Annotated in this window: 26 protein-coding genes and 1 tRNA gene; 14 read left to right on the forward strand and 13 right to left on the reverse strand. The window is 71.1% G+C overall.

What is annotated here, in order from left to right:
• Positions 1-13 precede the first annotated feature (13 nt).
• Positions 14-214: a YdcH family protein gene (locus R9Z33_RS22390; protein WP_213610501.1), complete on the reverse strand. Its 201-nt coding sequence runs from the start codon at positions 212-214 to the stop codon at positions 14-16.
• A gap of 211 nt (positions 215-425) precedes the next feature.
• Between R9Z33_RS22390 and R9Z33_RS22395 the strand changes: the two genes are divergently transcribed.
• Entirely contained in the window at positions 426-569 is a 144-nt protein-coding gene (locus R9Z33_RS22395) for a YdcH family protein (protein WP_318648792.1), read from the forward strand.
• A gap of 32 nt (positions 570-601) precedes the next feature.
• Here R9Z33_RS22395 and R9Z33_RS22400 read toward each other — a convergent pair whose 3' ends face one another.
• A complete protein-coding gene (locus R9Z33_RS22400; RefSeq protein WP_318648793.1) occupies positions 602-1,174 on the reverse strand; it encodes a DUF1013 domain-containing protein in 573 nt (190 codons plus the stop codon).
• Between the two features lie 151 nt (positions 1,175-1,325).
• On the opposite strand from R9Z33_RS22400, the gene R9Z33_RS22405 reads away from it, so the two are divergent.
• Complete coding sequence (locus tag R9Z33_RS22405) at positions 1,326-1,523, forward strand: DUF1192 family protein (RefSeq protein WP_318648794.1); 198 nt, start codon at positions 1,326-1,328, stop codon at positions 1,521-1,523.
• 45 nt (positions 1,524-1,568) lie between these two features.
• On the opposite strand, the gene R9Z33_RS22410 is transcribed toward R9Z33_RS22405, so the two are convergent.
• On the reverse strand, positions 1,569-2,063 hold the full coding sequence (locus tag R9Z33_RS22410; protein ID WP_318648795.1) for an Hsp20 family protein: 495 nt from the start codon (positions 2,061-2,063) through the stop codon (positions 1,569-1,571).
• A gap of 218 nt (positions 2,064-2,281) precedes the next feature.
• Positions 2,282-2,509, reverse strand: a complete 228-nt coding sequence (gene rpmE, locus R9Z33_RS22415; RefSeq protein ID WP_318648796.1) for a 50S ribosomal protein L31 — start codon at positions 2,507-2,509, stop codon at positions 2,282-2,284.
• Positions 2,510-2,666: 157 nt separating this feature from the next.
• Here rpmE and R9Z33_RS22420 point away from each other — a divergent pair, with 157 nt between their 5' ends.
• Positions 2,667-3,251 carry a LemA family protein gene (locus R9Z33_RS22420; protein ID WP_318648797.1) on the forward strand — a complete coding sequence of 195 codons (585 nt, stop codon included), beginning with the start codon at positions 2,667-2,669 and terminating at the stop codon, positions 3,249-3,251.
• Between the two features lie 63 nt (positions 3,252-3,314).
• Positions 3,315-4,328: a hypothetical protein gene (locus tag R9Z33_RS22425; protein WP_318648798.1), complete on the forward strand. Its 1,014-nt coding sequence runs from the start codon at positions 3,315-3,317 to the stop codon at positions 4,326-4,328.
• 97 nt (positions 4,329-4,425) lie between these two features.
• On the opposite strand, the gene R9Z33_RS22430 is transcribed toward R9Z33_RS22425, so the two are convergent.
• On the reverse strand, positions 4,426-5,112 hold the full coding sequence (locus R9Z33_RS22430) for an SDR family NAD(P)-dependent oxidoreductase (protein WP_318648799.1): 687 nt from the start codon (positions 5,110-5,112) through the stop codon (positions 4,426-4,428).
• Positions 5,113-5,189: 77 nt separating this feature from the next.
• On the opposite strand from R9Z33_RS22430, the gene R9Z33_RS22435 reads away from it, so the two are divergent.
• Positions 5,190-6,038, forward strand: coding sequence for an oxygenase MpaB family protein (locus R9Z33_RS22435; protein ID WP_318648800.1), 849 nt, complete (start codon positions 5,190-5,192; stop codon positions 6,036-6,038).
• A 179-nt stretch (positions 6,039-6,217) separates the two neighbouring features.
• On the opposite strand, the gene R9Z33_RS22440 is transcribed toward R9Z33_RS22435, so the two are convergent.
• Positions 6,218-6,292 (reverse strand) — tRNA-Val (locus R9Z33_RS22440).
• Positions 6,293-6,375: 83 nt separating this feature from the next.
• Here R9Z33_RS22440 and R9Z33_RS22445 point away from each other — a divergent pair.
• Entirely contained in the window at positions 6,376-7,143 is a 768-nt protein-coding gene (locus R9Z33_RS22445; protein ID WP_318648801.1) for a DUF3108 domain-containing protein, read from the forward strand.
• Here R9Z33_RS22445 and gph read toward each other — a convergent pair.
• Positions 7,117-7,743 (reverse strand): phosphoglycolate phosphatase, encoded by a 627-nt coding sequence (gph, locus tag R9Z33_RS22450; RefSeq protein ID WP_318648802.1) that lies wholly within the window; start codon positions 7,741-7,743, stop codon positions 7,117-7,119. The genes R9Z33_RS22445 and gph overlap by 27 nt on opposite strands.
• A 121-nt stretch (positions 7,744-7,864) precedes the next feature.
• Here gph and glmU point away from each other — a divergent pair, with 121 nt between their 5' ends.
• Together glmU and glmS are read left to right on the forward strand one after the other, a co-directional pair.
• Entirely contained in the window at positions 7,865-9,160 is a 1,296-nt protein-coding gene (gene glmU / locus R9Z33_RS22455; RefSeq protein ID WP_318648804.1) for a bifunctional UDP-N-acetylglucosamine diphosphorylase/glucosamine-1-phosphate N-acetyltransferase GlmU, read from the forward strand.
• A 42-nt stretch (positions 9,161-9,202) separates the two neighbouring features.
• Positions 9,203-11,026 carry a glutamine--fructose-6-phosphate transaminase (isomerizing) gene (gene glmS, locus R9Z33_RS22460; protein WP_318648805.1) on the forward strand — a complete coding sequence of 608 codons (1,824 nt, stop codon included), beginning with the start codon at positions 9,203-9,205 and terminating at the stop codon, positions 11,024-11,026.
• An 18-nt stretch (positions 11,027-11,044) separates the two neighbouring features.
• Here the strand turns inward: glmS and R9Z33_RS22465 are convergent, their stop codons facing one another.
• The 5 genes from R9Z33_RS22465 to R9Z33_RS22485 form a co-directional block, all read right to left on the reverse strand.
• Positions 11,045-11,359, reverse strand: a complete 315-nt coding sequence (locus R9Z33_RS22465) for a cupin domain-containing protein (protein ID WP_318648806.1) — start codon at positions 11,357-11,359, stop codon at positions 11,045-11,047.
• Positions 11,360-11,364: 5 nt separating this feature from the next.
• A complete protein-coding gene (locus tag R9Z33_RS22470) occupies positions 11,365-12,306 on the reverse strand; it encodes a dihydrodipicolinate synthase family protein (protein WP_318648807.1) in 942 nt (313 codons plus the stop codon).
• Complete coding sequence (locus R9Z33_RS22475) at positions 12,303-12,815, reverse strand: YcgN family cysteine cluster protein (protein WP_318648808.1); 513 nt, start codon at positions 12,813-12,815, stop codon at positions 12,303-12,305. Before R9Z33_RS22475 ends, R9Z33_RS22470 begins: the two co-directional genes overlap by 4 nt.
• A 56-nt stretch (positions 12,816-12,871) precedes the next feature.
• Complete coding sequence (locus R9Z33_RS22480) at positions 12,872-13,669, reverse strand: lipid-binding SYLF domain-containing protein (protein ID WP_318648809.1); 798 nt, start codon at positions 13,667-13,669, stop codon at positions 12,872-12,874.
• Positions 13,670-13,760: 91 nt separating this feature from the next.
• The gene (locus R9Z33_RS22485) at positions 13,761-14,402 is read right to left on the reverse strand and encodes a histidine phosphatase family protein (RefSeq protein ID WP_318648810.1); all 642 of its coding nucleotides are present in this window, start codon (positions 14,400-14,402) and stop codon (positions 13,761-13,763) included.
• Positions 14,403-14,475: 73 nt separating this feature from the next.
• Here R9Z33_RS22485 and R9Z33_RS22490 point away from each other — a divergent pair, with 73 nt between their 5' ends.
• The 4 genes from R9Z33_RS22490 to R9Z33_RS22505 all read left to right on the forward strand — a co-directional run bounded on the left by R9Z33_RS22490 (position 14,476) and on the right by R9Z33_RS22505 (position 17,368).
• A complete protein-coding gene (locus R9Z33_RS22490) occupies positions 14,476-15,747 on the forward strand; it encodes an AmpG family muropeptide MFS transporter (RefSeq protein WP_318648811.1) in 1,272 nt (423 codons plus the stop codon).
• Complete coding sequence (locus R9Z33_RS22495) at positions 15,744-16,094, forward strand: DMT family protein (RefSeq protein ID WP_318648812.1); 351 nt, start codon at positions 15,744-15,746, stop codon at positions 16,092-16,094. The genes R9Z33_RS22490 and R9Z33_RS22495 overlap by 4 nt, the downstream gene beginning before the upstream one ends.
• Before the next feature lie 231 nt (positions 16,095-16,325).
• Positions 16,326-16,832 (forward strand): type III secretion system chaperone family protein, encoded by a 507-nt coding sequence (locus R9Z33_RS22500; protein ID WP_318648813.1) that lies wholly within the window; start codon positions 16,326-16,328, stop codon positions 16,830-16,832.
• A 17-nt stretch (positions 16,833-16,849) separates the two neighbouring features.
• Positions 16,850-17,368 carry a DinB family protein gene (locus tag R9Z33_RS22505; protein WP_318648814.1) on the forward strand — a complete coding sequence of 173 codons (519 nt, stop codon included), beginning with the start codon at positions 16,850-16,852 and terminating at the stop codon, positions 17,366-17,368.
• A 53-nt stretch (positions 17,369-17,421) separates the two neighbouring features.
• Here R9Z33_RS22505 and R9Z33_RS22510 read toward each other — a convergent pair whose 3' ends face one another.
• Positions 17,422-17,949 carry a hypothetical protein gene (locus R9Z33_RS22510; protein WP_318648815.1) on the reverse strand — a complete coding sequence of 176 codons (528 nt, stop codon included), beginning with the start codon at positions 17,947-17,949 and terminating at the stop codon, positions 17,422-17,424.
• Between the two features lie 78 nt (positions 17,950-18,027).
• Here R9Z33_RS22510 and R9Z33_RS22515 point away from each other — a divergent pair, with 78 nt between their 5' ends.
• Positions 18,028-19,185, forward strand: coding sequence for an ATP phosphoribosyltransferase regulatory subunit (locus R9Z33_RS22515; protein ID WP_318648816.1), 1,158 nt, complete (start codon positions 18,028-18,030; stop codon positions 19,183-19,185).
• 5 nt (positions 19,186-19,190) lie between these two features.
• Positions 19,191-20,480 carry an adenylosuccinate synthase gene (locus tag R9Z33_RS22520; RefSeq protein WP_318648817.1) on the forward strand — a complete coding sequence of 430 codons (1,290 nt, stop codon included), beginning with the start codon at positions 19,191-19,193 and terminating at the stop codon, positions 20,478-20,480.
• Positions 20,481-20,498 lie beyond the last annotated feature (18 nt).

Below are 20,498 nucleotides of genomic sequence, written 5' to 3' on the forward strand. Positions count from 1 at the left end.
TGCTGGTCCTGTGTCAGGCGATGATGTCGGGGACGAGCTGGCTCTCGAGCCAGGCGATCTCGTCCTTCAGCTTCAGCTTGCGCTTCTTCAGGCGCTGCATCTGCAACTGGTCGCCCAGGCCGGTCTCCAGCCGCGCGATGACGGTGTCGAGGTCGCGGTGCTCGCTGCGCAATTCGTGCAGGCGGCGGAGCAGGGCTTCGCGGTCTTCAAGCATCCGTATGTGCCGCCATCCTGATCGCGAGGGCTGGAAATTCGGCCCGGAGGGTAGAGGAAATCTTTTCCCTTCGCCGAGGGAATGGGGATAGCATGGCTTGGCGCGCTGGCAACAGAGCGCGCGCGAAGGTGATGCCCCGGGTGGGCGTTCCCGCCCGGGCGAAATCGAAAGAGGATGCCCACGCATGATGCATGCCCCCAGGATTCGCGCCTTGGAAACCCGCCACGCCGAGATCGAGACCCGCATCGCCCATGAAGGCGCGCGGCCCCGCCCCGATGACGCGGCCATCGCCAAGATGAAACTGGAGAAGCTGCACCTGAAGGAAGAGATGGAGCGGCTGCGCCGCGCACATTGAGCGCGCGGGACTAGAACACAGGCGGAGGGCGCCTATTCCGGCTCGGCCGGGGCCGGAACCGGGATGGCGATGCCTTCGGCGCGCAGCCGTTCCTGCGCCGCGGTCACCGCCGCGTTCAGCGCCCCCTGGGTGCACAGGCCGAGGATCACCGGGTCGCGCGGCTTGATGTTCGCGCTGTTCCAGTGGGTGCGGTCACGCACCTTCTGGATGGTCTCCTTGGTGGTGCCGAGGAGCTTTCCGATCTGCACATCCGGCAGCTCGGGGTGGTTGCGCAGCAGCCAGGCAATGCCGTCCGGGCGGTCATTGCGCTTCGCCACCGGCGTGTAGCGCCCCCCCTTCCCGCGACCCTTGGCCACCGGCACCGCGGGCGCGGCCAGCACGAGGCGCGCCGTCGGGTCGGCCTCGCAGCGGGCGATGTCCTCGCGCGTCACCTGCATGTTGGCCACCGGGTCATAGCCGATGATGCCCTGCGCCACCTCGCCATCGGCGATGGCCTGGACCTCGAGCGGGTGCATCTGCACGAAATCGGCGATCTGCTCGAAGGAGAGCGAGGTCTTCTCGATCAGCCACACGGCGGTTGCCTTGGGCATCAGGGGCTGGGCCATGTCAGTGTTTCCGGGAGAAGAAGGTCTGTTCCGTGGATGGAGAGGGGCGGCCCGGGGGCCCACACCCGATCTGTGCATGCCCTATACTGTTCACCCCCGGCCACTGTCACCCCCCGCGACGGGACAGCCCCGCCAGGAGAGGAGAAATCGCGTGATCTTCGAGGATGATCCCCGCCCCAAGCCCCGCGAGGGCCTGCACCCGCCCCGCCTGGAGGGTTGGTCGGAGCCGGAACTGCGGGCCTATATCGCGGAGCTGAAGGCCGAAATCGCTCGCGCCGAGGCGGCGATCCTGACCTGTGGCAGCCACCGCGCGGCCGCCGAGGCGTTTTTCCGCAAGCCGCCGGAATGAAGAAAGGGGGGCCTGCGCCCCCCTTTCCCGTGTCAGGCCAAGATGTCAGGCGGCCTGGGACGCCTGCTCGATCGCCACGGGCCGGCTCGGCGCCGCGGCACCGCTGCCGGCTGCGCCCCCATGGGCGATCGGGATGCGCCGGGGCTTCAGCGCCTCGGGCACCACGCGCTGAAGGGCCACATGCAGCAGGCCGTTCTCGATGCGCGCGCCCTGCACGACCAGGTGGTCGGCCAGCACGAAGCGGCGCTCGAAGGCGCGGCCGGCGATGCCGCGATGCACGTAGCGGCGCGCCTCGCCCTCGGCCTGGGGCGCCTTGCCCGAGATGAAGAGCGTGTCCTCGCGCACGACGAGTTCCAGGTCATCGGGGCCGAAGCCGGCGACGGCCATGGTCAGCACATAGCTGTCCTCGCCCGTCACCTCGATGTTGTAGGGCGGATAGGCGGGCGACTCGGCCTGCACGCGCGCGCCGTCGAGCAGACGGGCGAAGCGGTCGAAGCCGATGGCGGTGCGGAGAAGGGGGGAGAAATCAACGGCGTTCATGATGAACCTCCTGCTGTAGCAAGGTCCGGGTTAAGTGTTCCGCCGCGCGCATCCCCAGAACGGGCGATGCCTTGGCTGGATCCACGCCGAGGCCCTGACGGCGCCTCGACAGCAGCGATCTGGAATGTCGCCAGCGCCGTTTCAAGAGGGGTCCCCAACAACGAAAACCGCCCTGGCCATCGGCCAGGGCGGCACCCGGAGCAGGTTGTGCGCGGGCCTTAGCCCTTGCGCATACCGATCCCGGCGAATTTCTTGTTGAACTTGGCGACCTGGCCGCCCGTGTCCATGATGCGCTGCACGCCCGTCCAGGCCGGATGGCTCTTCGGGTCGATGTCGAGACGCAGCGTGTCGCCCGGCTTGCCGCCCGCCGTGCGGGTCTTGAAGGTGGTGCCGTCGGTCATGATGACGGTCATCTCGTGGTAGGCGGGGTGGGTGTCGGGCTTCATGTCGGGCTTTCCGGGATGCGGCAGGCGGCGATGGCTGCCCAGCCGTTGAAGCGCGGGGATTAGGTCATCCGCGGGCCGGATGCAAGGGCGCCCCCCTCCCCGACCAGGTCCAATCCGCCCTAACATCGGAATGAACGAGGATGGGAGGCAGGTTGCGATGGAATGGGTGATCCCGGCGGTGCTGGTCGCCCTCGTGACATGGGGTGGCCTGATCCGCACGCGCCTCCGGCGGCTGCGGGCCGAGGCCGTCGGTACCTGGCCGGCGCTGGCCGCCCGGCTGCAGCGCCGCCATGGCCTGGTCACGCCCCTGGTCCAGGCGCTGCAGGATCTGCCACGCAAGGCGCAGAAGCCCGTCCAGGCCCTGGTGAAGGCGCGCAATGCCGCCCTCGTCGCGGATCTCTCGCCCATGGCCGCCGGCTTGGCCGAGCAGGCGCTGGAGACCGCCATCGTCAACGCCCTGGCGCATGGCGAGGCCCATCCGGACCAGGTGGATCCGGCGCGCCTCGCGCAGCTCGCCCATTCCTTCGAGGAAATGGCCGAGGAGATCACGGACGCGGCGGAGGCATTCAACCACGCCGTCTTCGCCTACAACATGGCCTGCGTCGGCACGCCGGCCATTGTCATCGCCAAGTGGCTGAACTTCTACAAGCTCGAGTATTTCGGCCTGGACCAGGCGGAGCGCGAGGCCCTGACGCAGATCGAGCGCGGGCATGCCCCGGCCCCGGGCGCGCGGATGGGTTAACCAAGCCCTCACCCGGTTGTGCGAAGCCCGGCGCCGGACCTGTCTTTGCCGCCGGAGAACGCCTTGTCCAGCACGCGGACCAGCCAGTCGGTGCAGGAACTGCGCCAATTGATCGCCATGCTCGAACGCAGCGGGATCGCCGAGCACCGCCCCGAGGCGCGCGCCCTGCTGCAGCGTTCGCGGGCGCTGCTGCGCGAGCGGCAGCGCGGGGCGCGCGGGCTGGCCGGCAAGCTGGTCACGCTCCTCACCCTGGCGATGGACGCCGCCATGCTGGGCGCGGCGACGATGGCGGCCATCCTCGCCGCCACCGGCCCGGCCTCTCCCGGGCTGATCGGCCTCGCCCTCGCCCCCGTCATCTGGCTGGCGCTGCGCCTGCGCCGCCACGCACCTGCGCTGGCCGAGGCCGCGCGCTGGATTACCTACCACCTGGCCTGGCTCTATGACTGGTTCGCGGAGGCGGTGAGCTTCGCCGCGATGGAGCGCCTCGATGCGCGGATCACGGCGCGCGAGGTGATGTCGGGCTGGCGGCAGCATCGCCGCGCGCTGCCGCATCGCGCGGGCCTCGGCGATGTCGTCGCCTTCCTGGAGGCCGAGTATGGCGCCCAGGCCGGCCGCGCCTTTCGCCAGGAGGCGGAGGCGCTGGGCCGTCCACCCGCCGCCGCCATCCGCGGCGGCGCGGCGCGTGAGCGGGCGGCGCAGCGCCTTGCCGCCTTGCGCTGGTCCGCGCTGATCGCCCTGTTCGGCCGGCTCGCGCAGAGCGGCGCCCTCTGGCCCGAGACCCTCCCGGCCGGGATGACGGCCGCGGGCGCCGAATGGGCCGGCGGCGGGACGAGGCCCGGCATCCTCGCCATGGCCGCAACGGAGACCGCGCCGGCCGCGCCTGCCGACACGCCGGAGCGCGCCGCCCGCCGGGCCGATCTGCGCGACCTCATCCGCCGCAAGCGCCAGGACATCACCACCGCCTTCGGCTGGCACCTGAAGACCGAGGCCGAGATCAGCCAGCGCGACGCGTTCCTGGCGCAGACGCGGGCGGAGATCGCCGAACTGGAGCGCGAACTGGCGCAGCTCGGCGGCTGACGCGATCGCCCGCCGCGCGGCGTTGGTCGCGGCTTCGGGGCCGGTGGCTGAGAGGATGATCCAGCGGTTCAGCGATCACGCCTCAACACATCATGCCCTAGAAGGGGATGGGCCGGCCGTGATGGTCGAAGAAGCCCCCGCTCTCGGCGGGCGTGAGGCCGTCCAGCACGTCCAGCAGGCGCGCGGCGGCCTGTTCGGGCGGCTGCACCTCCAGCCCCGCCTTGGCGAAGGGGGCGGAGAGCGCCGTATCCACCGTGCCCGGATGCAGCGAGACGCAGATCGCCTGCGGCCTGGTCCGCGCCAGCTCGATCGCCGTGGTCCGCATGATCTGGTTCAGTGCCGCCTTGGCCGCGCGATAGCTGGTCCAGCCGCCCAGCCGGTTGTCCGTGATGCTGCCGACGCGGGCCGAAAGCGTGGCGAAGACGGCGCGGCCATCGCGCGCCAGCAGGGGCAGGAAATGCTTCATCAGCAGCGCGGGGCCGGTGGCGTTCAGGGCGAAGCTCCGCGCCATATGGGCGGGATCGAGCTGGCGGAAGCTCTTTTCCGGCTGGAAGCGGCCATCATGCAGGAAGCCGGTGGCATCGAGGACAAGGCGCTGGCCGGGGCCGGTCTCGGCCGCGGCGCGGGCGATGCTCGCCTCGTCCAGCAGGTCGAGCGCGGGCAGGGTCCGGCGGCCGAGGCGGCGCACGCGCTGGCCGCGCCGCTCCAGCTCGGCGGCGAGCGCCGCGCCGATGCCGCCGCTGGCACCGATGATGACGGCCTGGATCGGTTGTTCATGGTCCATGACCGCTGGGATGGGCGCTAAAGCCGCGGGCCGCAAGCGGGCCTCGCCATCGCGCGCACCGGCCCCATATCCCCTGCATGACACGCGCAAGGCCGGACCCCGCCCAGCCGATCAAGGACGCCATCGCGGCGCGGGTGGTCGCCCTGTTCAATGACCGCGCGAAGGGCGAGGCGCCGGTGCCGCGCCGGCCGGACGGGTTGTTCGGCCCGCGCTCCGTCGCCTGGCGGGTGCATGGCGACGTCACCTCCATGATGGTGGGGGGCATCGCCTCCCTGTTGTTGCAGATGCTGCACCCGGCAGTCCTCGCCGGCGTCTGGGACCACTCGAATTTCCGCACCGACCTGCATGGCAGGCTGCGCCGCACCGCCCGCTTCATCGCGCTCACCACCTATGGCGGTCGGGAGGAGGCGCTGGCGGTGATCGAGCGGGTGCGCGGCATTCATGACCGCGTCGGCGGCACGCTGCCCGACGGTACGCCCTACCATGCCAATGACCCCAGCCTGCTGGCCTGGGTGCATGTGACCGAGACGACGAGCTTCCTGGCCGCCTGGCGGCGCTATGGCGAACCCGGCATGGGCCGCGCCGAGCAGGACCGCTACTTCGCCGAGATGGCGGAGGTGGGCGCGCGGCTGGGCGCCGACCCCGTCCCGCGCGATGCCACCGCCGCGCAGCGCCTCATCACGGCGGGCCGCGCCGCGCTGCGCAGCGACGCCCGCACGCGGGAGGTGCGGCGCTTCCTGCTGCAACCCGCGAGCCGGGCGCCCTGGGCGGCGCCCCTGCAGGCCCTGGGCAACCAGGCAGCCATCGACCTGCTGCCCGGCTGGGCACGGGAGATGCACGGACTCACGAACCCGGTGCTTGGGCGGCCCATCCTGCGCGCCGGAACCCGCGGCCTCGCCGAGACCTTGCGCTGGGCCTTCCGCTGAACCGCAGACGCCGCGCGGGAAGGCAGGATCGGCGAAGCGGTCATCCACCTGTTCGAGCCCGCCGATGGCCCGGGAAGGCGCCCTCCTGGCCGCACGCAGCGTCAGGCGGCCCCTGCCCGCAGGCCACATGGGGAGCGGGCCGGCATCGAAATCCGGAGAGTTGCTGGCAGGGGATCGGATGGTGGGCGCGACAGGGATTGAACCTGTGGCCCCTGCCGTGTGAAGGCAGTGCTCTACCGCTGAGCTACGCGCCCATCCGATGGCGCTCCCTTTGCGGCGGGACGCTGTTCCTGTCAAGCCGGTTGCACCCGGCCCGGCGCGGCCTAAATGTTGACGCATGTTCGGACGCGTCGTCCTCACCCTGCTGCTGCTCACGGCCCCCGCCTCGGCCGAGCGCTGGCGCGCGACCTATGTGATCACCGCCGCCGGCATCACCGTGGCCGATGCCGAGGTGCGCTTCACCCTGGGGCCGGCCGGCACGCCCTACAGCATCGAGACGCGCTCCCGCACACGCGGCGTCGCCGCCTGGCTCATCCGCTCCGAGACCCGGGCGCTCAGCGAGGGCGTGCTGCGGACAGGCGCCGCCCAGCCGCGCCGCTACCAGACCGAGGGCACCTGGCGCGGCATGCCCCGACGCACGCTGCTCGAATACGCGCCCGACGGCACGGCGCGAGTCGCGGCCCTGGAACCCTTGCAGGACATGGAGCGCACGCCCGTCCCCGATGACGCGCGGCGCGGCCATGTCGACCCGCTCTCAGCCATCGTGATGCTGACGGCCCATGTGCGGGAGACGGCGCGCTGCGACGTGCGCGCCCGCACCTTCGACGGCCGCCGCGTGACCGCCTTCGAGGTGACGACGCATCCCGTGGTCCTGGCCTCGGACCGCGGACTGCTGCGCTGCGACGTGGAAAGCCGCCCCATCGCCGGCATCCCGCTCGACCGTCCGATCGAGGATACGAGCCGGCCCACGCGCAGCAGCCTGGTCTTCGGCGTGCCGCAGCCCGGCGCGCCGGCGATTCCCGTCCAGGTCGAGATCGCGAGCCGCTGGTGGGGAACGATCCAGGCGAGCCTGGTGGAGCTAACCGAGGAGCGCGGGCAGCGCTGACGGCGCGGCGGCGCTGAGATCGGCGCCCGTGCCCTCGCCATAGCCCCAGGCGGCGAAGACGCTGCGCACCCCGGCACCGCGCGCGGCGCGGATGTCGTTCTGGTGGTCGCCGATCATCACCGCATCGGCCGCGGCCACGCCCAGCCCCTCCAGCACGCCGCGCACATGGCCAGGGTCGGGCTTTTTCACGGGCAGGCTATCGCCGCCCAGGACCAGGGCGAAATGCGGCGCGAGGCCGAGTTCGGCCAGCAGCGCGCGCGTGGCCGCGATCGGCTTGTTGGTGCAGACCGCATGGCGCCAGCCCTGCGCGGCGAGCGCCTCGAGCGCTGCCACCATGCCCGGATAGGGGCGGGTCAGCACGGCGGAATTCGCCTCGAGATCATCGAGGAAGCCGGGCAGCAGCGCCTCATCGAAGGCGAGGCCGCGGGCCGTGAAGGCCTTGAGCAGCAGGGCCCGGGCGCCGTCGCCGATCATGGCCGCCACCTCGGGCAGCGGGAAGGGATCCAGGCCCTGGGCCGCCATGAGGCGGTTGAGCGCGGCGCGGAGATCGGGCGCGCTGTCCACCAGCGTTCCGTCGAGGTCGAAAATGGCGAGCGGCATGCCAGGGTGGTAGCCGCCGCGCCCCGCCACGGCAAGGAAGCCCCCGGCGATACGCGGTGCAAGAAAGCGTCATCCGTCGCCGGGGTTGCGGCCCGGGTGCCGGGGCGGCTACGCCTTGAACATGCGCGCAGCCATCATTCTCGCGGCGGGACAGGGCACCCGCATGAAGTCCGCCATGCCCAAGGTGATGCACCGCATCGCCGGGCGGCCCATGATCAACCACCTCATCGCCGCCTGCGAGACGGTGTTCGAGCGGATCATCGTCGTCGCCGGGCCCGGCATGCCGGAATTGCAGAAGGCGGTGGCGCCGCATGCCAGCGTGGTGCAGGCCGAGCGCCTGGGCACCGGCCACGCCGCCCGCATGGCCGCCCCCCTGCTGGAGGGCTTCACCGGCGATGTCGCGGTGCTCTACGGCGACAACCCCCTCGTCTCCCCGGCCACGCTGGAGCGCCTGGTCGCCGCGCGTGACGCGGCGGATCTCGTGCTGCTGGCCATGCGCCCGGCCGACCCCGCGAAATACGGCCGCGTGGTGCAGGATGGCGCGGGCGCGGTGGAGCGTATCGTCGAATGGGCCGATGCGAGCGAGGCGGAGCGCGCCATAGGCCTGTGCAATGCCGGCGTGGTCTGCGCGGCCTGGCCCGATCTCTCGCGCTGGCTCGCGGGGCTCAGGAACGAGAACCGCCAGGGCGAGTTCTACCTGACCGATGTGGTGGGCGCCGCCCGCGCCGAGGGCCGGCGCAGCCATGCCGTGGAAGCGCCCGAGGCGGAGCTGCGCGGCATCAACAGCCGTGTCGAGCTCGCCGCCGCCGAGGCGGAGGTGCAGGCGCAGCTGCGCGCGGCCGCCATGCTCGGCGGCGCCACGCTGACCCTGCCCGAGACGGTCTGCCTCGCCTGGGACACGAAGCTCGGCCGCGATGTGGTGGTGGAACCGCATGTGGTCTTCGCGCCCGGCGTCACGGTGGAGGAAGGGGTGACGATCCGCGCTTTCTCGCATCTGGAGCAATGCGTGGTGCGGCGCGGCGCCATCATCGGCCCCTATGCGCGGCTGCGCCCGGGCACCGAGGTGGGCGAGGAGGCGCATGTCGGCAATTTCGTCGAGCTCAAGGCCGCCAGCCTGGGCCGGGGTGCCAAGGCCAACCATCTGAGCTACCTGGGCGACGTGACGATCGGCGCGGGCTCGAACATCGGCGCGGGGACCATCACCTGCAATTATGACGGCGTGAACAAGCACCGCACCGTCATCGGCGCCGGCGCCTTCATCGGCAGCGACACGGCGCTGGTCGCCCCCGTCCGCGTGGGAGACCGCGCGCTGGTCGCAGCCGGCAGCGTGGTGACGGAGGATGTGCCGGATGACGCGCTGGCCGTGGCGCGGGGCCGGCAGGTGAACAAGCCGGGCCGCGGCTTCAAGGGCAAATAGGCGGCATCCCCTGCGGGAGCGCCAGCTGGGAGTATCGATTGCATGTGTGGAATCGTCGGCGTCGTTGGCCGGGAAGCGGCGGCCCCCCGCCTGCTGGAGGCGCTGCGACGCCTGGAATATCGCGGCTATGACAGCGCCGGCATCGCCACGCTGGTGGATGGCGAAGTGCAGCGCCGCCGCGCCGAGGGCAAGCTCGGCAACCTCGCCCAGGTCCTGGCGGAATCGCCGCTGAGCGGCACCACCGGCATCGGCCACACGCGCTGGGCCACGCATGGCGCGCCGGTGGAGCGCAACGCGCACCCGCATGCGACGGCCCGCGTGGCCGTGGTCCATAACGGCATCTTCGAGAACTACGCCGAGCTGCGGCACGAGCTGGAGGCCAAGGGCGCCGTCTTCCAGACCGAGACCGACACCGAGACCTTCTGCCTGCTGCTCGACGACCTGCTGGCCCAGGGGATGACGCCGGAGCAGGCGGCCTCGGCCGCGCTCAAGCGCGTGCAGGGCGCCTTCGCCGTCGCCATGATGTTCGCGGGCGAGGCGAAGACGCTGATCGTGGCCCGCCAGGGGGCGCCGCTGGCCGTGGGGTTCGGCGAGGGCGAGATGTTCGTAGGCTCGGACGCGCTGGCGCTCGCGCCGCTGACCCGCCGCATCGCCTATCTGGAGGAGGGCGACTGGGCCGTCCTCTCCGAGAATGACGCACGCTTCTTCGACATCCACGACAACCCGGTGACGCGCGAGGTGCGCACCACCTCCGTCTCGGGGGCGGCGACCGGCAAGGGCAACTATCGCCACTTCATGGAGAAGGAACTGCATGAGCACCCGGCCGTGCTGGGCGACACGCTGCGGCAGTACCTCGACCCGCGCACGCTGGAAGTGAACCTGCCCCGCCTGCCTTTCGACCCCGCCCGCGTGCCGCGCATCACCATGACCGCCTGCGGTTCGGCCTTCCTCGCCGCGCAGGTGGGGCGCTACTGGATCGAGCAGCTCGCGCGCATCCCGGTGGATGCCGATGTGGCGAGCGAGCTGCGCTACCGCGACCCGCCGCTGGCCGAGGGCGGCGCCGCCATCCTCGTCAGCCAGTCGGGCGAGACGGCGGACACCATGGCGGCGATGAAGCTGCTGCGGGAGAAGCAGCAGAGCATCCTCTCCGTCGTCAACGTGCCCGAGAGCAGCATGGCGCGCGAAAGCGATGCGACGGTGCTGACGGTAGCGGGGCCCGAGATCGGCGTCGCCTCCACCAAGGCCTTCACGGCGCAGCTGGCCGTGCTGGCCTGCCTTGCCATCGGCCTGGGCCGCGCGCGGCGCGAACTGACCACGCTGGATGAGGGCGTGCTGACCAAGGCGCTGCTGGAAGTCCCGCACAAGGCGGCCGAGGTGCTGGAGCAGGACGCGCAGATCAAGGCCCTCGCCGCCGAGGTGGCCAGCGCGCGGGACGTGCTCTTCCTCGGCCGCGGCGCGCTCTTCCCCATCGCGATGGAAGGCGCGCTGAAGCTGAAGGAGATCAGCTACATCCATGCCGAGGGCTATGCGGCGGGCGAGATGAAGCACGGCCCGATCGCGCTGATCGACAACCAGGTGCCGGTCATCGCGCTCTGCCCGAGCGGGCCGCTCTATGAGAAGACGCTGTCCAACCTGCAGGAGGCCTCGGCCCGCGGCGGGCGGATCATGGCCTTCACCGACGCGGCCGGTGCCCCCGGCCTCGCGCGCTTCGCCGAGCGGGTGATCGTGCTGCCGGAGGTGGGCGTCTTCGCGCAGCCCATTCTCTACGCCATCCCGGTGCAGCTGCTGGCCTATCACGTCGCCGTGCTGAAGGGCACGGATGTGGACCAGCCGCGCAACCTGGCGAAGAGCGTGACGGTGGAGTGAGGGAAACGCGTTCCCGGGCTAACCCGGGAACGCCTTCACTTCGGTCTCGACGAAGGAGAGCGGGCCCGGCCCGGCATTGACCACATTGTGCTCGACGCCGGCGACGCGATGATAGGCCTCGCCCTTCTTCAGGATGGATGTGCTGGTCGTCCCGTCCGGGTATTCGACCAGCAGCTGGCCATCCATCATCGGCACGACGACATAGAGCCAGCCATGCCGGTGCCAGCCGGTCTCGGCACCCGGGCCGAAATCCCAGCGGATGACGCGCACCTTGTCATCATCGATCTGCAGCACGGGAACCGCCGGCTCCCGGCAGCGCAGCGGCTCGGCCATCGCGCCTACTCCGCCGCCTGCTTCACCGCCGGCATGCCCGGCAGCGGCAGCGCGCCGGTCGCCTGCCAGGTCGCCCAGGCCTTGTCGCCATCTTCCTTCGAGAGCGGCAGGTGGGGCGGGCGGATCACGCGCCAGCCATCATCGCCCGTGCTGCGCGCGATGATCTCGCGCAGACCGGGGATGAGCGGCACGGCGGTGGCGGCGCGGCGCGTCGCCGTCAGCATGGCCTGGGCCGCATCGGCCTCGGGGCCGGTGCGCTTCGCATAGACGATGCCGCCCCAATGGCTGTTGCAGTTGGAGGCGGCGGTGATGCAGCCCGCGCCGCCCTCGGCCAGGATCTTCTGCACGAACTCGTCGGAGCCGGAATAGACCTCGAAGCCGCGGCTCGCGAAGGCGTCGATCATCGCCTTCATGTTCGCGTAGTCGCCCGAGCTGTCCTTCACGCCCTTGAAGACGCCCGGATGCGCGTCGAGCAGGCGGCCGATCAGCGAGAGGCTGAAAGGCACCGCCGATTGCTGCGGGAAGTGGTAGAGGTAGAGGGCGATGCCGCCGCCGACCCGCTTCGCCACCGCGTCGAAATAGGCGAAGAGGCCGTCATCGCTCGGGCCCTTGTAGTAGAAGGGCGGCAGCAGCAGCACGCCGCGGCAGCCCTGCTCGCGCGCATGGATGGTGAGTTCCACCGTATCGGCCAGCGAGGCGCAGCCGGTGCCGGGCATCATCACGGAGGCGGGCACGCCGCGCGCGATCAGGCCTTCCAGGATCTGCTTGCGCTCATGCAGGCCGAAGCTGTTCGCCTCGCCCGTCGTGCCCATGATGCCGAGGCCGTTGCAGCCATTGGCCAGCAGCCACTTGGCGTGCTTCGCCATGCGGTCGAGGTCGGGCGTGAAGTCGGGCTTCATCGCGGTGAGCACGGCGGCGTTGATGCCGCCGAACAGGGCGTCCTTCATGGCGTAGTTCCTTCCAGTGAACCGATCGCGGGCTTCACGCCCGCGCGTTTCGGCCAGTTGCCCGGCCAGGTGGCGATGTGGTCTTCGGTGGCGCCCGCCGCGCGCTCGGGGATGACGCGGCCGCGCACGGAGACGCCCGCGCGGACCACGCTCTCCGGGTCACCTGAGCGGAGCGGGTGCCATTCGGGCAGGTCCCGCCGCTCGGCCACCAGGCGATAGGCGCAGGTGGGCGGCAGCCAATCGATCTTCTGCAGCCGCGCGGGGGTGAGGCGGATGCAGTCCGGCACGCGGCGCTTGCGGTTGGCGTAGTCGGTGCAGCGCGCCGTCGCCGTGTCGAGCAACCGGCAGGCGATCTCGGTGTGGTGCAGGCGGCCCGTGTCATCCTCGCGCAGCTTGTGCAGGCAGCAGCGCCCGCAGCCGTCGCAGAGGCTTTCCCACTCGGCGCGCGTCATGGCGTCGAGCGTCTTGGTCTTCCAGAAGGCCCCAAGGGCGGCGGGTGTGTCTGACACGCGAGTGGTTTAGACCAATCCCGCCGGCCGCGAAACGGAGGCGCCGGCAACCCTGCTCAGCGCGAGGGCGGGGGCGGCGGCAGCGGCGTGCGGCCGACGCTGCCGCGCGGGGCCGCATTGCCAGCCGGGCTCGCCACGGGCTGCGCGGCCGGCGCAGGGGCCGCGGCGGCGGGCGTGGCCTGGGCGCCGAAGCGCATCAGCGCCGCGCGGAGCGGATCGGCACCCGGATTATGCGCGGACATGCTGATGACGATCTCGCGCGCGCCCACTTCGCGCCCGTAATAGGCGGCGTTCCAGTCAGGCATCGGGTTCAGCACCGACCCCTCCAGCGCGAGGCCGGCGAAGAGCCCGCGCGAGCGCGAGAAGGAGAGGATGTCCGCCCCGAGCGCCGTGGTCGTGGCGCCCTCGACCGAGCCGCCGAGATGCGCGATGGCGAGCGAGGCATCGGCGCCGAACTTGAACTGGCGGTCGATCACCGCGTTGAGCGCGCGGTCATTCATGAGGAGCAGCAGCGTCTGGCTGTCCTGGATGCCGGCCTGGAAGCCGAGGCTGCCCGAACCCACCGCATAGAAGGCGGGTGAGGACCAGGACCCGGCGGCGTCGCGCCCGACCAGCACGCAATTGCCGCCCGAACCGCCGGCGAAGAAGGCGGCGCGGAAGCTCTGCGGGCAGACCACGGCGCCGCGCGCCCGGCGCAGCACGCTCGCGGCATCGAGACGGTCATTCCCGGTGGAGAGGATGTCCTGCACGGTCAGCGCCGAGCGATCCACCAGCGATTGCGGCGCATTCCCCCCGGGGGAGCCAGCACAGGCCGCAAGCAGCGCCGCCGCGGCGGCCAGAATGACAAGGCGCATGAGCTTCCCCCGATAACCCTTCGCAGCGCCACGATTCTAACGAGCCGGGGGCCGCGCCGGAAGGCCTTTCAACAGCGCCTCTGTGGCAGGTTCAGGGCGGCGTCGGGTTTTCGAGCAGCCAGGGCTCCTCATTGACCGAGACCACCCGCCAATCCGGCCCGTGCTTCTCGATCCGCGTCAGGGAGAGGTTCTTGACCGAGAAGGTCAGCGCCTGGTGCCCGTCGAGCTTCAAGGCGTGGGACAGGGCGGCGCGGATCGTCCCGCCATGCGCCACCATCACGATGTCCTGCCCCGGCAGGCTCTGCGCCAGCCCCTCCAGCACCGGGCCCACGCGCTCGCGCACGTCATCCACGCTTTCGCCGCCGGGCGGGCGCTCCGCCGCGGCGTGCGGCCAGAAGGGGTGGGGCGGGTGACGCAGCCGCTCGGTCAGCGCCTCATGCGTGATGCCCTGCCACTCGCCGAGCGACTGCTCGGCCATGTCGGGCTCCACCACCAGGGGCTGCTCCGGGTAGCCGGCAGCGAAGATGGCGGCCGCCGTGGCGCGGGTGCGGCTCAGCGGCGTCACCACCCAGCGGGCCGGGCGCGGCAGGCGGAGCGCCAGCCAGCGATACAGCGCCGCCTCCTCGCGCAGGGCCGCGTCGCAGAGCGCCACATCCATGTTGCCGTAGAGCATCGCGCGCGCCGAGGGTTCGACCAGGGCGTGGCGGATCAGGAAGAAGCGGGTGATGTCCATGGGCCGGCGGTGTAGACCGGTTGCGCCCCCCACGGAACTGGCGGCGCGCCCGGCGGATCGGTAGCTTCGCCGCATGCTGATCCTGTTCCGCGACCGCCGCTTCCTGATCATGCTGGCGCTGGGCTTTGCCGCCGGCGTGCCGTTGCCGCTCACCGGTTTCGTGCTGCGGCAATGGTTTTCCGAATCGAGCATCTCGCTGGCCGCCATCGGCTTCACGGCGCTGATCGGGCTCGCCTATTCGCTGAAGTTCCTGTGGTCCCCGGTGATGGACCACGCCTCCCCGCCCCTCTTCCGCTCGCTCGGGCGGCGGCGCGGCTGGCTCGCCAGCATCCAGCCGCCGCTGATGGTGGCGATCCTGGCGCTGGGGCTCACCGACCCTGCCAGCGCCGCCTGGATGACCGCGGCCGTCGCCGTGGTGGTCGCCTTCCTCTCCGCCAGCCAGGACATCGTGATTGACGCCTATCGCATCGAGATCCTGGAGGAGGAGGAGCAGGGCTACGGCTTCGCCTGCTATGTCTGGGGCTATCGCTTCGCGCTGCTGGCGGCCAATGCCGGCGCGCTCGGCATGGTCGGCCTGGTCGGCTGGTCGGGCGCCTTCGCGTATTGCGCGGCATTGGTCGGCATCGGCTTCCTTGCCGTGCTCTTTGCGCCGGAGCCCGCGGCGCCGCCGCGCGAGGACATGTCCTGGGCCCGGCGCATCAAGCTCGCGGTCGTGGATCCTTTCGTGGATTTCACGCGACGGCGCTACTGGCTGGCGATCCTGCTCTTCGTCGTGCTGTTCAAGCTGGGCGAGGCGCTGGCCGGCATCATGACGCCGCCCTTCTACCGCGCCATCGGCTTCAGCCGGACCGATGTGGCGCAGGTGGCGGTGGTCTTCGGCCTGGTCATGTCGCTCGCGGGCGTCCTGGCCGGCGGCTTCTTCGTGGCGCGGATCGGCGTGGGCCGGGCGCTGGTGATCACGGGCCTGCTGCAGATGCTCTCCAACCTCATGTATGTCGCGCTTTATTGGGCGGGGCGTGACATGGGGATGCTCTACGCCCAGGTCGGCGTCGAGAACTTCACCGACGGCCTGGCGGACGCCGCCTTCGTCGCCTACCTCACCGGGCTCACCAACCGGGCCTTCAGCGCCACGCAATATGCGCTGCTGTCCTCGCTCGCCGCCGTGCCGCTGCGCTTCCTGGGCGCCTGGTCGGGGCAATGGGCCGAGGCGCTGGGCTGGACCAACTTCTTCCTGATGACCACCGCGGCCGCCCTGCCGGCGCTCTGCATCATGCTCTGGCTGCTGAAGCGCCTGCCGCCGGCGCCGAAGCCCGCGCAACCCCTGGGAGCGATGCCCGATCCATGAGCGCGTATTGGCTGACCCCCCTGCTGCTCATCGGCAGCAACATCCTGATGACCTTCGCCTGGTACGGTCACCTCAAGGCCCCCGCTTGGCCGCTTTATGTGGCCGTGCTCGTCTCCTGGGGCATCGCCTTCTTCGAGTATTGCCTGGCCGTGCCGGCCAATCGCATCGGCTATGCGTCGGGCGCCTTCACCGGCCAGCAATTGAAGGTGATGCAGGAGGTGATCACCCTCGGCGTCTTCGCCGTCTTCAGCGTGACCTTCCTGGGCGAACAGCTGCGGTGGACCTATTTCGCCGCCATGGGCTGCCTGGTCGCGGCGGTGATCTTCATCTTCCTGCCGGTGGAATAACGCGACTTATTCACAGCTTCTTCTTGCGGGAAGGACTTGCGGCGCGGATTCAGGGTGCCATACCCTAGCGGTGGTGGTGAATCAGGCGCCGCACCCCAATCCCTAGGCCAAGGGGGACCATCGGGAGGGTTGCCCCGCCTGCGAAAGGACCGTCACGGTCCTGCCACCCACGCGCCATGGCCCGCCCGGGGCCCGGCGGGTGATCGCAACGGGGTGCCTGGGGAGTGCCACATGTCCGGAATGCTGGCCGAGGTTGGGGAAGAACGCGCCACCAACCCGCTCGATGTGCTCGAACAGATCGTCATCGCCAATGATTGGACCTTCGAGCGCCGCTCGGATGGCGAAATGGCGGCCGAAGCCCCGGGCAAATGGTGCAACTACACGCTGTTCTTCTCCTGGTCGCCGGAGATCAGCGCCATGCATTTCTCCTGCGCCTTCGACGTGAAGGTGCCGGACACGCGCCGCGCGCCACTCTTCGAATTGCTGGCCCTGGCCAATGAGCGCCTCTGGATCGGCCATTTCGGCCTGGAGAGCGAGGAGGGCGTGCCCGTCTTCCGCCATGCCGTGCTGCTGCGCGGCGCGCCCGGCGCCTCGGCCGAATCGCTGGAGGACATGGTGGACATCGCGCTGACCGAGTGCGAGCGATTCTTCCCCGCCTTCCAGTTCGTGCTCTGGGGCGGCAAGGCGCCGGCCGAGGCGCTGGACGCCGCCATGCTGGATTGCGTGGGCGAAGCCTGACCCAAGCGCCCGCCGCCATGATCACGCCCGCCTGGGCCAGGGCCATGGCCGCTTATAATGCCGAGATGAACCGCCGCCTCTACAGGGCGGCGGGAGCGCTGGACGACGCCGCCCGCCGCGCCCAACGCGGTGCCTTCTTCGGCAGCATCCACGGCACGCTCTGCCACCTGCTCTGGGGCGATACGGTCTGGATGCACCGCTTCGCCGGCTGGGAAAGGCCACCCACCGGCATTCCCGGCAGCCCCGCCTGGATCACCGACTGGGAGGACCTGACCACCCGTCGCACCCAGGCCGATGCCGGCATCGAGGCCTGGGCCGCCGGCCTCACGCCGGCCGATCTCGAGGGCGACCTCAGCTGGTTCAGCGGCGCCACGGGCCAGGAGATGCGGCGGCCGCGCTGGCTGCTGGTCACCCACATGTTCAACCACCAGACGCATCATCGCGGCCAGGCGCATGCGCTGGTCACCGCCGCCGGCGCCCGCACCGAGGACACGGACCTGCCCTGGGTCATCCCGCCGGAAGCCTGGGCGGGTTGAGACCTGGGGGGGCTGATTCACGCCCCGGCGTTTCCACCATGGAGGATCAGGCTCTAGCTGCGCCGCCCCGGGCTGATCTCGTTCGCCGCCATGCCCGCCGCGGCCGAGACGATGGGCAGGCGCGGCAGGTCGCCCAGCCGGCGCAGCACCTCTTGCGGCGGAACGGTGAAGTTGGGGCCGGTCAGCGCCGCCAGCGCCTGCGCCTGGCTGCCCTCGCGCAGCGCCACGCTGGCCCGGCGCAGCAGGATCTCCACATCCGCGTTCCGGGCGCCCGGCGCGATGCCCAGCGCCGCCCGCATCTCGGCGACGGCCGATTGCAGGGTCTGACTGGTCGCGGGGTTGCTGGGCACGCTGTAGATCGGGTTCTCGCGGAAGCTGCGGGCCAGGAATTCCAGCTGCGCCGCCGCCATGGCCGCGCCTGCCGGGTCGCCCTGCCAGCGCGAGGTATCGCCCAGGTTGCGCGGCGCGAAGAGGGCGGCGCCGCGCACCGGGTCACCGAAGCCGCCCATGTAATCCGTCACCGGATCAATGTCGCAGGCGGCGAGGATGAGGGGCAGAACCAGCATGGTGCGACGTTTCATGGAAACTCCTTCGAGGGTCACCCATGCCATGCCGGCATCTTGCCGGTCAGCATGCCCCCTGTCACAGATGGTAACCGCATGAATGACGGATCCTCCCTGACCACCCCGCCCGGGCTGCTGCCGGCCGGGCTGATGGACCTGCTGCCGCCCCAGGCAGAGCGGGAGGCCGCGCTCATCGAGGCGCTGATGGAGGGCTTCGCCCGCTACGGCTATGAGCGCGTGAAGCCGCCCCTGCTGGAATTCGAGGAAGGCCTGCTGGGCGGCTCCGGCGCCGCCGTGGCCGAGCAGACCTTCCGCCTGATGGACCCGGTCAGCCAGCGCATGATGGGTCTGCGCGCCGACACCACGCCCCAGGTCGCGCGCATCGCGGCCACGCGGCTCGGCCAGCAGACCCGGCCACTGCGCCTCTGCTATGCCGGCCAGGTGCTGCGGGTGCGGGGCAGCGAACTCGCCCCCTCCCGCCAATTGGCCCAGGCCGGCGTGGAGCTGATCGGCGGCGCAGCGCCGGAGGCCGATGCCGAGGTCGCGCTGGTCGCCGCCGAGGCGCTGGCGCGGGTGGGTGTGACCGGCATCACGCTGGACGTGACGCTGCCGCGCATGGCGCAGGCCCTGCTGGATGCCGCCGGGATCGAGGATGCGCTGGCCCAGCGCCTGATCCGCGCGCTGGATCGCAAGGACGCCGCCGCCGTCACGGCGCTGGCCGAGGGCGCCGGGCCCGTGGCCCTGCTGCTGCCCCGCCTGCTGGCCGCCGCGGGCCCGGCCGGGCCCGCGCTCGCCGTGCTGCGTGACGCCGAACTGCCCGAGGCGGCACGTGCCATCGCCGAGAATGCGGCGCGCATCATCGAGGCGATCGCGGCGCGCGCCCCCGGCCTGCGCATCACGCTCGATCCCGTGGAATTCCGTGGCTTCCGCTATCATGTGGGCGTCGCCTTCACGATCTTCGGCCCCGGCCAGTCGGGCGAGCTGGCCAAGGGCGGGCGCTACCTCTCCGCGAATGACGAGCCGGCGACGGGCATGACGCTCTACCCCGATGCCGTGCTGCGCGCGGCCCCGCCCGCCCCGCCCCGGCCGCGCTGCTTCCTGCCGCTCGGCACGCCGGCCGCCGCGGGTGCCGCGCTCCGCGAACAGGGTTTCGCCACCGTCGCGGCCCTGGCCGCCGAGGATGCGCCGGGCGCCCTCCGTTGCACCCATGTCTGGGATGGCGCAAACCCCGTCCCGCTGGTTCAGAAAGGTTAAGCGTTATGGCCAATGTCGCCGTGATCGGCGCCCAGTGGGGCGACGAGGGCAAGGGCAAGGTTGTGGATTGGCTGGCGAGCCGCGCCGAGATCGTGGTGCGCTTCCAGGGCGGCCACAATGCCGGCCACACGCTGGTGGTGGATGGCACCACCTACAAGCTCTCGCTGCTGCCTTCAGGCGTGGTGCGCGGCAAGCTCGGCATCATCGGCAATGGCGTGGTGCTCGACCCGGACGCGCTCTTGGGCGAGATCGCCAAGGTGCGCGCCCAGGGCCTGGATGTCGGCCCGCACAACCTGCGCATCGCCGACAACGTGCCGCTCATCCTGCCGCTGCACCCCGCACTCGACCGCGCGCGCGAGGCGGCGCGCGGCGAGGACAAGATCGGCACCACCGGCCGCGGCATTGGCCCCGCCTATGAGGACAAGGTGGGCCGCCGCGCCATCCGCCTCTGTGACCTGGCCGAGCCGGAGACGCTCTCGGCCAAGCTCGACGAGCTGCTGCTGCATCACAATTCCCTGCTGCGCGGCCTGGGTGCGACGCCCTTCGAGAAGCAGCCGCTGCTCGATGCGCTGCTGGCCCTCGCCCCCCAGCTCCTGCCCTATTCCGAACCGGTCTGGGAGCGGCTGGCCGCCGCCCGCGCCGCCGGCAAGCGCGTGCTCTTCGAGGGCGCACAGGCCGTGATGCTCGATGTGGACCACGGCACCTATCCCTACGTGACCAGCAGCAACACTGTGGCCGGCAATGCGGCGGCGGGCGCGGGCGTGGGGCCGGATTCCATCGGCCTCGTGCTTGGCATCGCCAAGGCCTATGCGACGCGCGTGGGCTCCGGCCCCTTCCCCTCCGAACTGCATGACGAGATCGGCCGCCGCCTGGGCGAGCGTGGCCGTGAATTCGGCACGGTCACAGGCCGCCCCCGCCGCTGCGGCTGGTTCGATGCGACCATGGTGCGCCAGGCGGTGAAGATCGGCGGCGTGAACGGCCTGGTTCTCACCAAGCTCGACGTGCTGGACGGCCTGCCCGAGCTGAAGATCTGCACCGGCTACCGCGTGGACGGCGTCGAGATGCGCCATCTGCCGGCCGCCATGCGCGCCCAGGCCAAGGCCGAGCCCATCTTCGAAACGATGGAAGGCTGGTCCGGCTCGACCATGGGGGCGCGCAGCTACGCGCAGCTGCCGGCGCAGGCGGTGAAGTATATCCGCCGCATCGAGGAGCTGGTGGAGGCGCCGGTCATGATGCTCAGCACCTCGCCCGACCGTGACGACACGATCGCGCTGCGCGATCCTTTCGCGGGGTAGCGCCGGCCCCGCTTCGCC

Origin of the sequence: Sediminicoccus rosea (genome assembly GCF_033547095.1) — a bacterium.
Taxonomy (GTDB): Bacteria; Pseudomonadota; Alphaproteobacteria; order Acetobacterales; family Acetobacteraceae; genus Roseococcus; species Roseococcus rosea.

What these genes read in the sequence shown, in the direction of transcription:
- R9Z33_RS22510 (WP_318648815.1), bottom strand. Translation starts at nt 17,949, where the DNA reads ATGAAACGTCGCACCATGCTGGTTCTGCCCCTCATCCTCGCCGCCTGC.
- R9Z33_RS22430 (WP_318648799.1), bottom strand. Translation starts at nt 5,112, where the DNA reads ATGGACCATGAACAACCGATCCAGGCCGTCATCATCGGTGCCAGCGGC.
- R9Z33_RS22485 (WP_318648810.1), bottom strand. Translation starts at nt 14,402, where the DNA reads ATGGACATCACCCGCTTCTTCCTGATCCGCCACGCCCTGGTCGAACCC.
- R9Z33_RS22400 (WP_318648793.1), bottom strand. Translation starts at nt 1,174, where the DNA reads ATGGCCCAGCCCCTGATGCCCAAGGCAACCGCCGTGTGGCTGATCGAG.
- R9Z33_RS22500 (WP_318648813.1), top strand. Translation starts at nt 16,326, where the DNA reads ATGTCCGGAATGCTGGCCGAGGTTGGGGAAGAACGCGCCACCAACCCG.
- R9Z33_RS22520 (WP_318648817.1), top strand. Translation starts at nt 19,191, where the DNA reads ATGGCCAATGTCGCCGTGATCGGCGCCCAGTGGGGCGACGAGGGCAAG.
- R9Z33_RS22435 (WP_318648800.1), top strand. Translation starts at nt 5,190, where the DNA reads ATGACACGCGCAAGGCCGGACCCCGCCCAGCCGATCAAGGACGCCATC.
- rpmE (WP_318648796.1), bottom strand. Translation starts at nt 2,509, where the DNA reads ATGAAGCCCGACACCCACCCCGCCTACCACGAGATGACCGTCATCATG.
- R9Z33_RS22495 (WP_318648812.1), top strand. Translation starts at nt 15,744, where the DNA reads ATGAGCGCGTATTGGCTGACCCCCCTGCTGCTCATCGGCAGCAACATC.
- glmS (WP_318648805.1), top strand. Translation starts at nt 9,203, where the DNA reads ATGTGTGGAATCGTCGGCGTCGTTGGCCGGGAAGCGGCGGCCCCCCGC.
- R9Z33_RS22410 (WP_318648795.1), bottom strand. Translation starts at nt 2,063, where the DNA reads ATGAACGCCGTTGATTTCTCCCCCCTTCTCCGCACCGCCATCGGCTTC.
- R9Z33_RS22515 (WP_318648816.1), top strand. Translation starts at nt 18,028, where the DNA reads ATGAATGACGGATCCTCCCTGACCACCCCGCCCGGGCTGCTGCCGGCC.
- R9Z33_RS22490 (WP_318648811.1), top strand. Translation starts at nt 14,476, where the DNA reads ATGCTGATCCTGTTCCGCGACCGCCGCTTCCTGATCATGCTGGCGCTG.
- R9Z33_RS22465 (WP_318648806.1), bottom strand. Translation starts at nt 11,359, where the DNA reads ATGGCCGAGCCGCTGCGCTGCCGGGAGCCGGCGGTTCCCGTGCTGCAG.
- R9Z33_RS22505 (WP_318648814.1), top strand. Translation starts at nt 16,850, where the DNA reads ATGATCACGCCCGCCTGGGCCAGGGCCATGGCCGCTTATAATGCCGAG.
- R9Z33_RS22390 (WP_213610501.1), bottom strand. Translation starts at nt 214, where the DNA reads ATGCTTGAAGACCGCGAAGCCCTGCTCCGCCGCCTGCACGAATTGCGC.
- R9Z33_RS22445 (WP_318648801.1), top strand. Translation starts at nt 6,376, where the DNA reads ATGTTCGGACGCGTCGTCCTCACCCTGCTGCTGCTCACGGCCCCCGCC.
- R9Z33_RS22420 (WP_318648797.1), top strand. Translation starts at nt 2,667, where the DNA reads ATGGAATGGGTGATCCCGGCGGTGCTGGTCGCCCTCGTGACATGGGGT.
- gph (WP_318648802.1), bottom strand. Translation starts at nt 7,743, where the DNA reads ATGCCGCTCGCCATTTTCGACCTCGACGGAACGCTGGTGGACAGCGCG.
- R9Z33_RS22470 (WP_318648807.1), bottom strand. Translation starts at nt 12,306, where the DNA reads ATGAAGGACGCCCTGTTCGGCGGCATCAACGCCGCCGTGCTCACCGCG.
- R9Z33_RS22480 (WP_318648809.1), bottom strand. Translation starts at nt 13,669, where the DNA reads ATGCGCCTTGTCATTCTGGCCGCCGCGGCGGCGCTGCTTGCGGCCTGT.
- glmU (WP_318648804.1), top strand. Translation starts at nt 7,865, where the DNA reads ATGCGCGCAGCCATCATTCTCGCGGCGGGACAGGGCACCCGCATGAAG.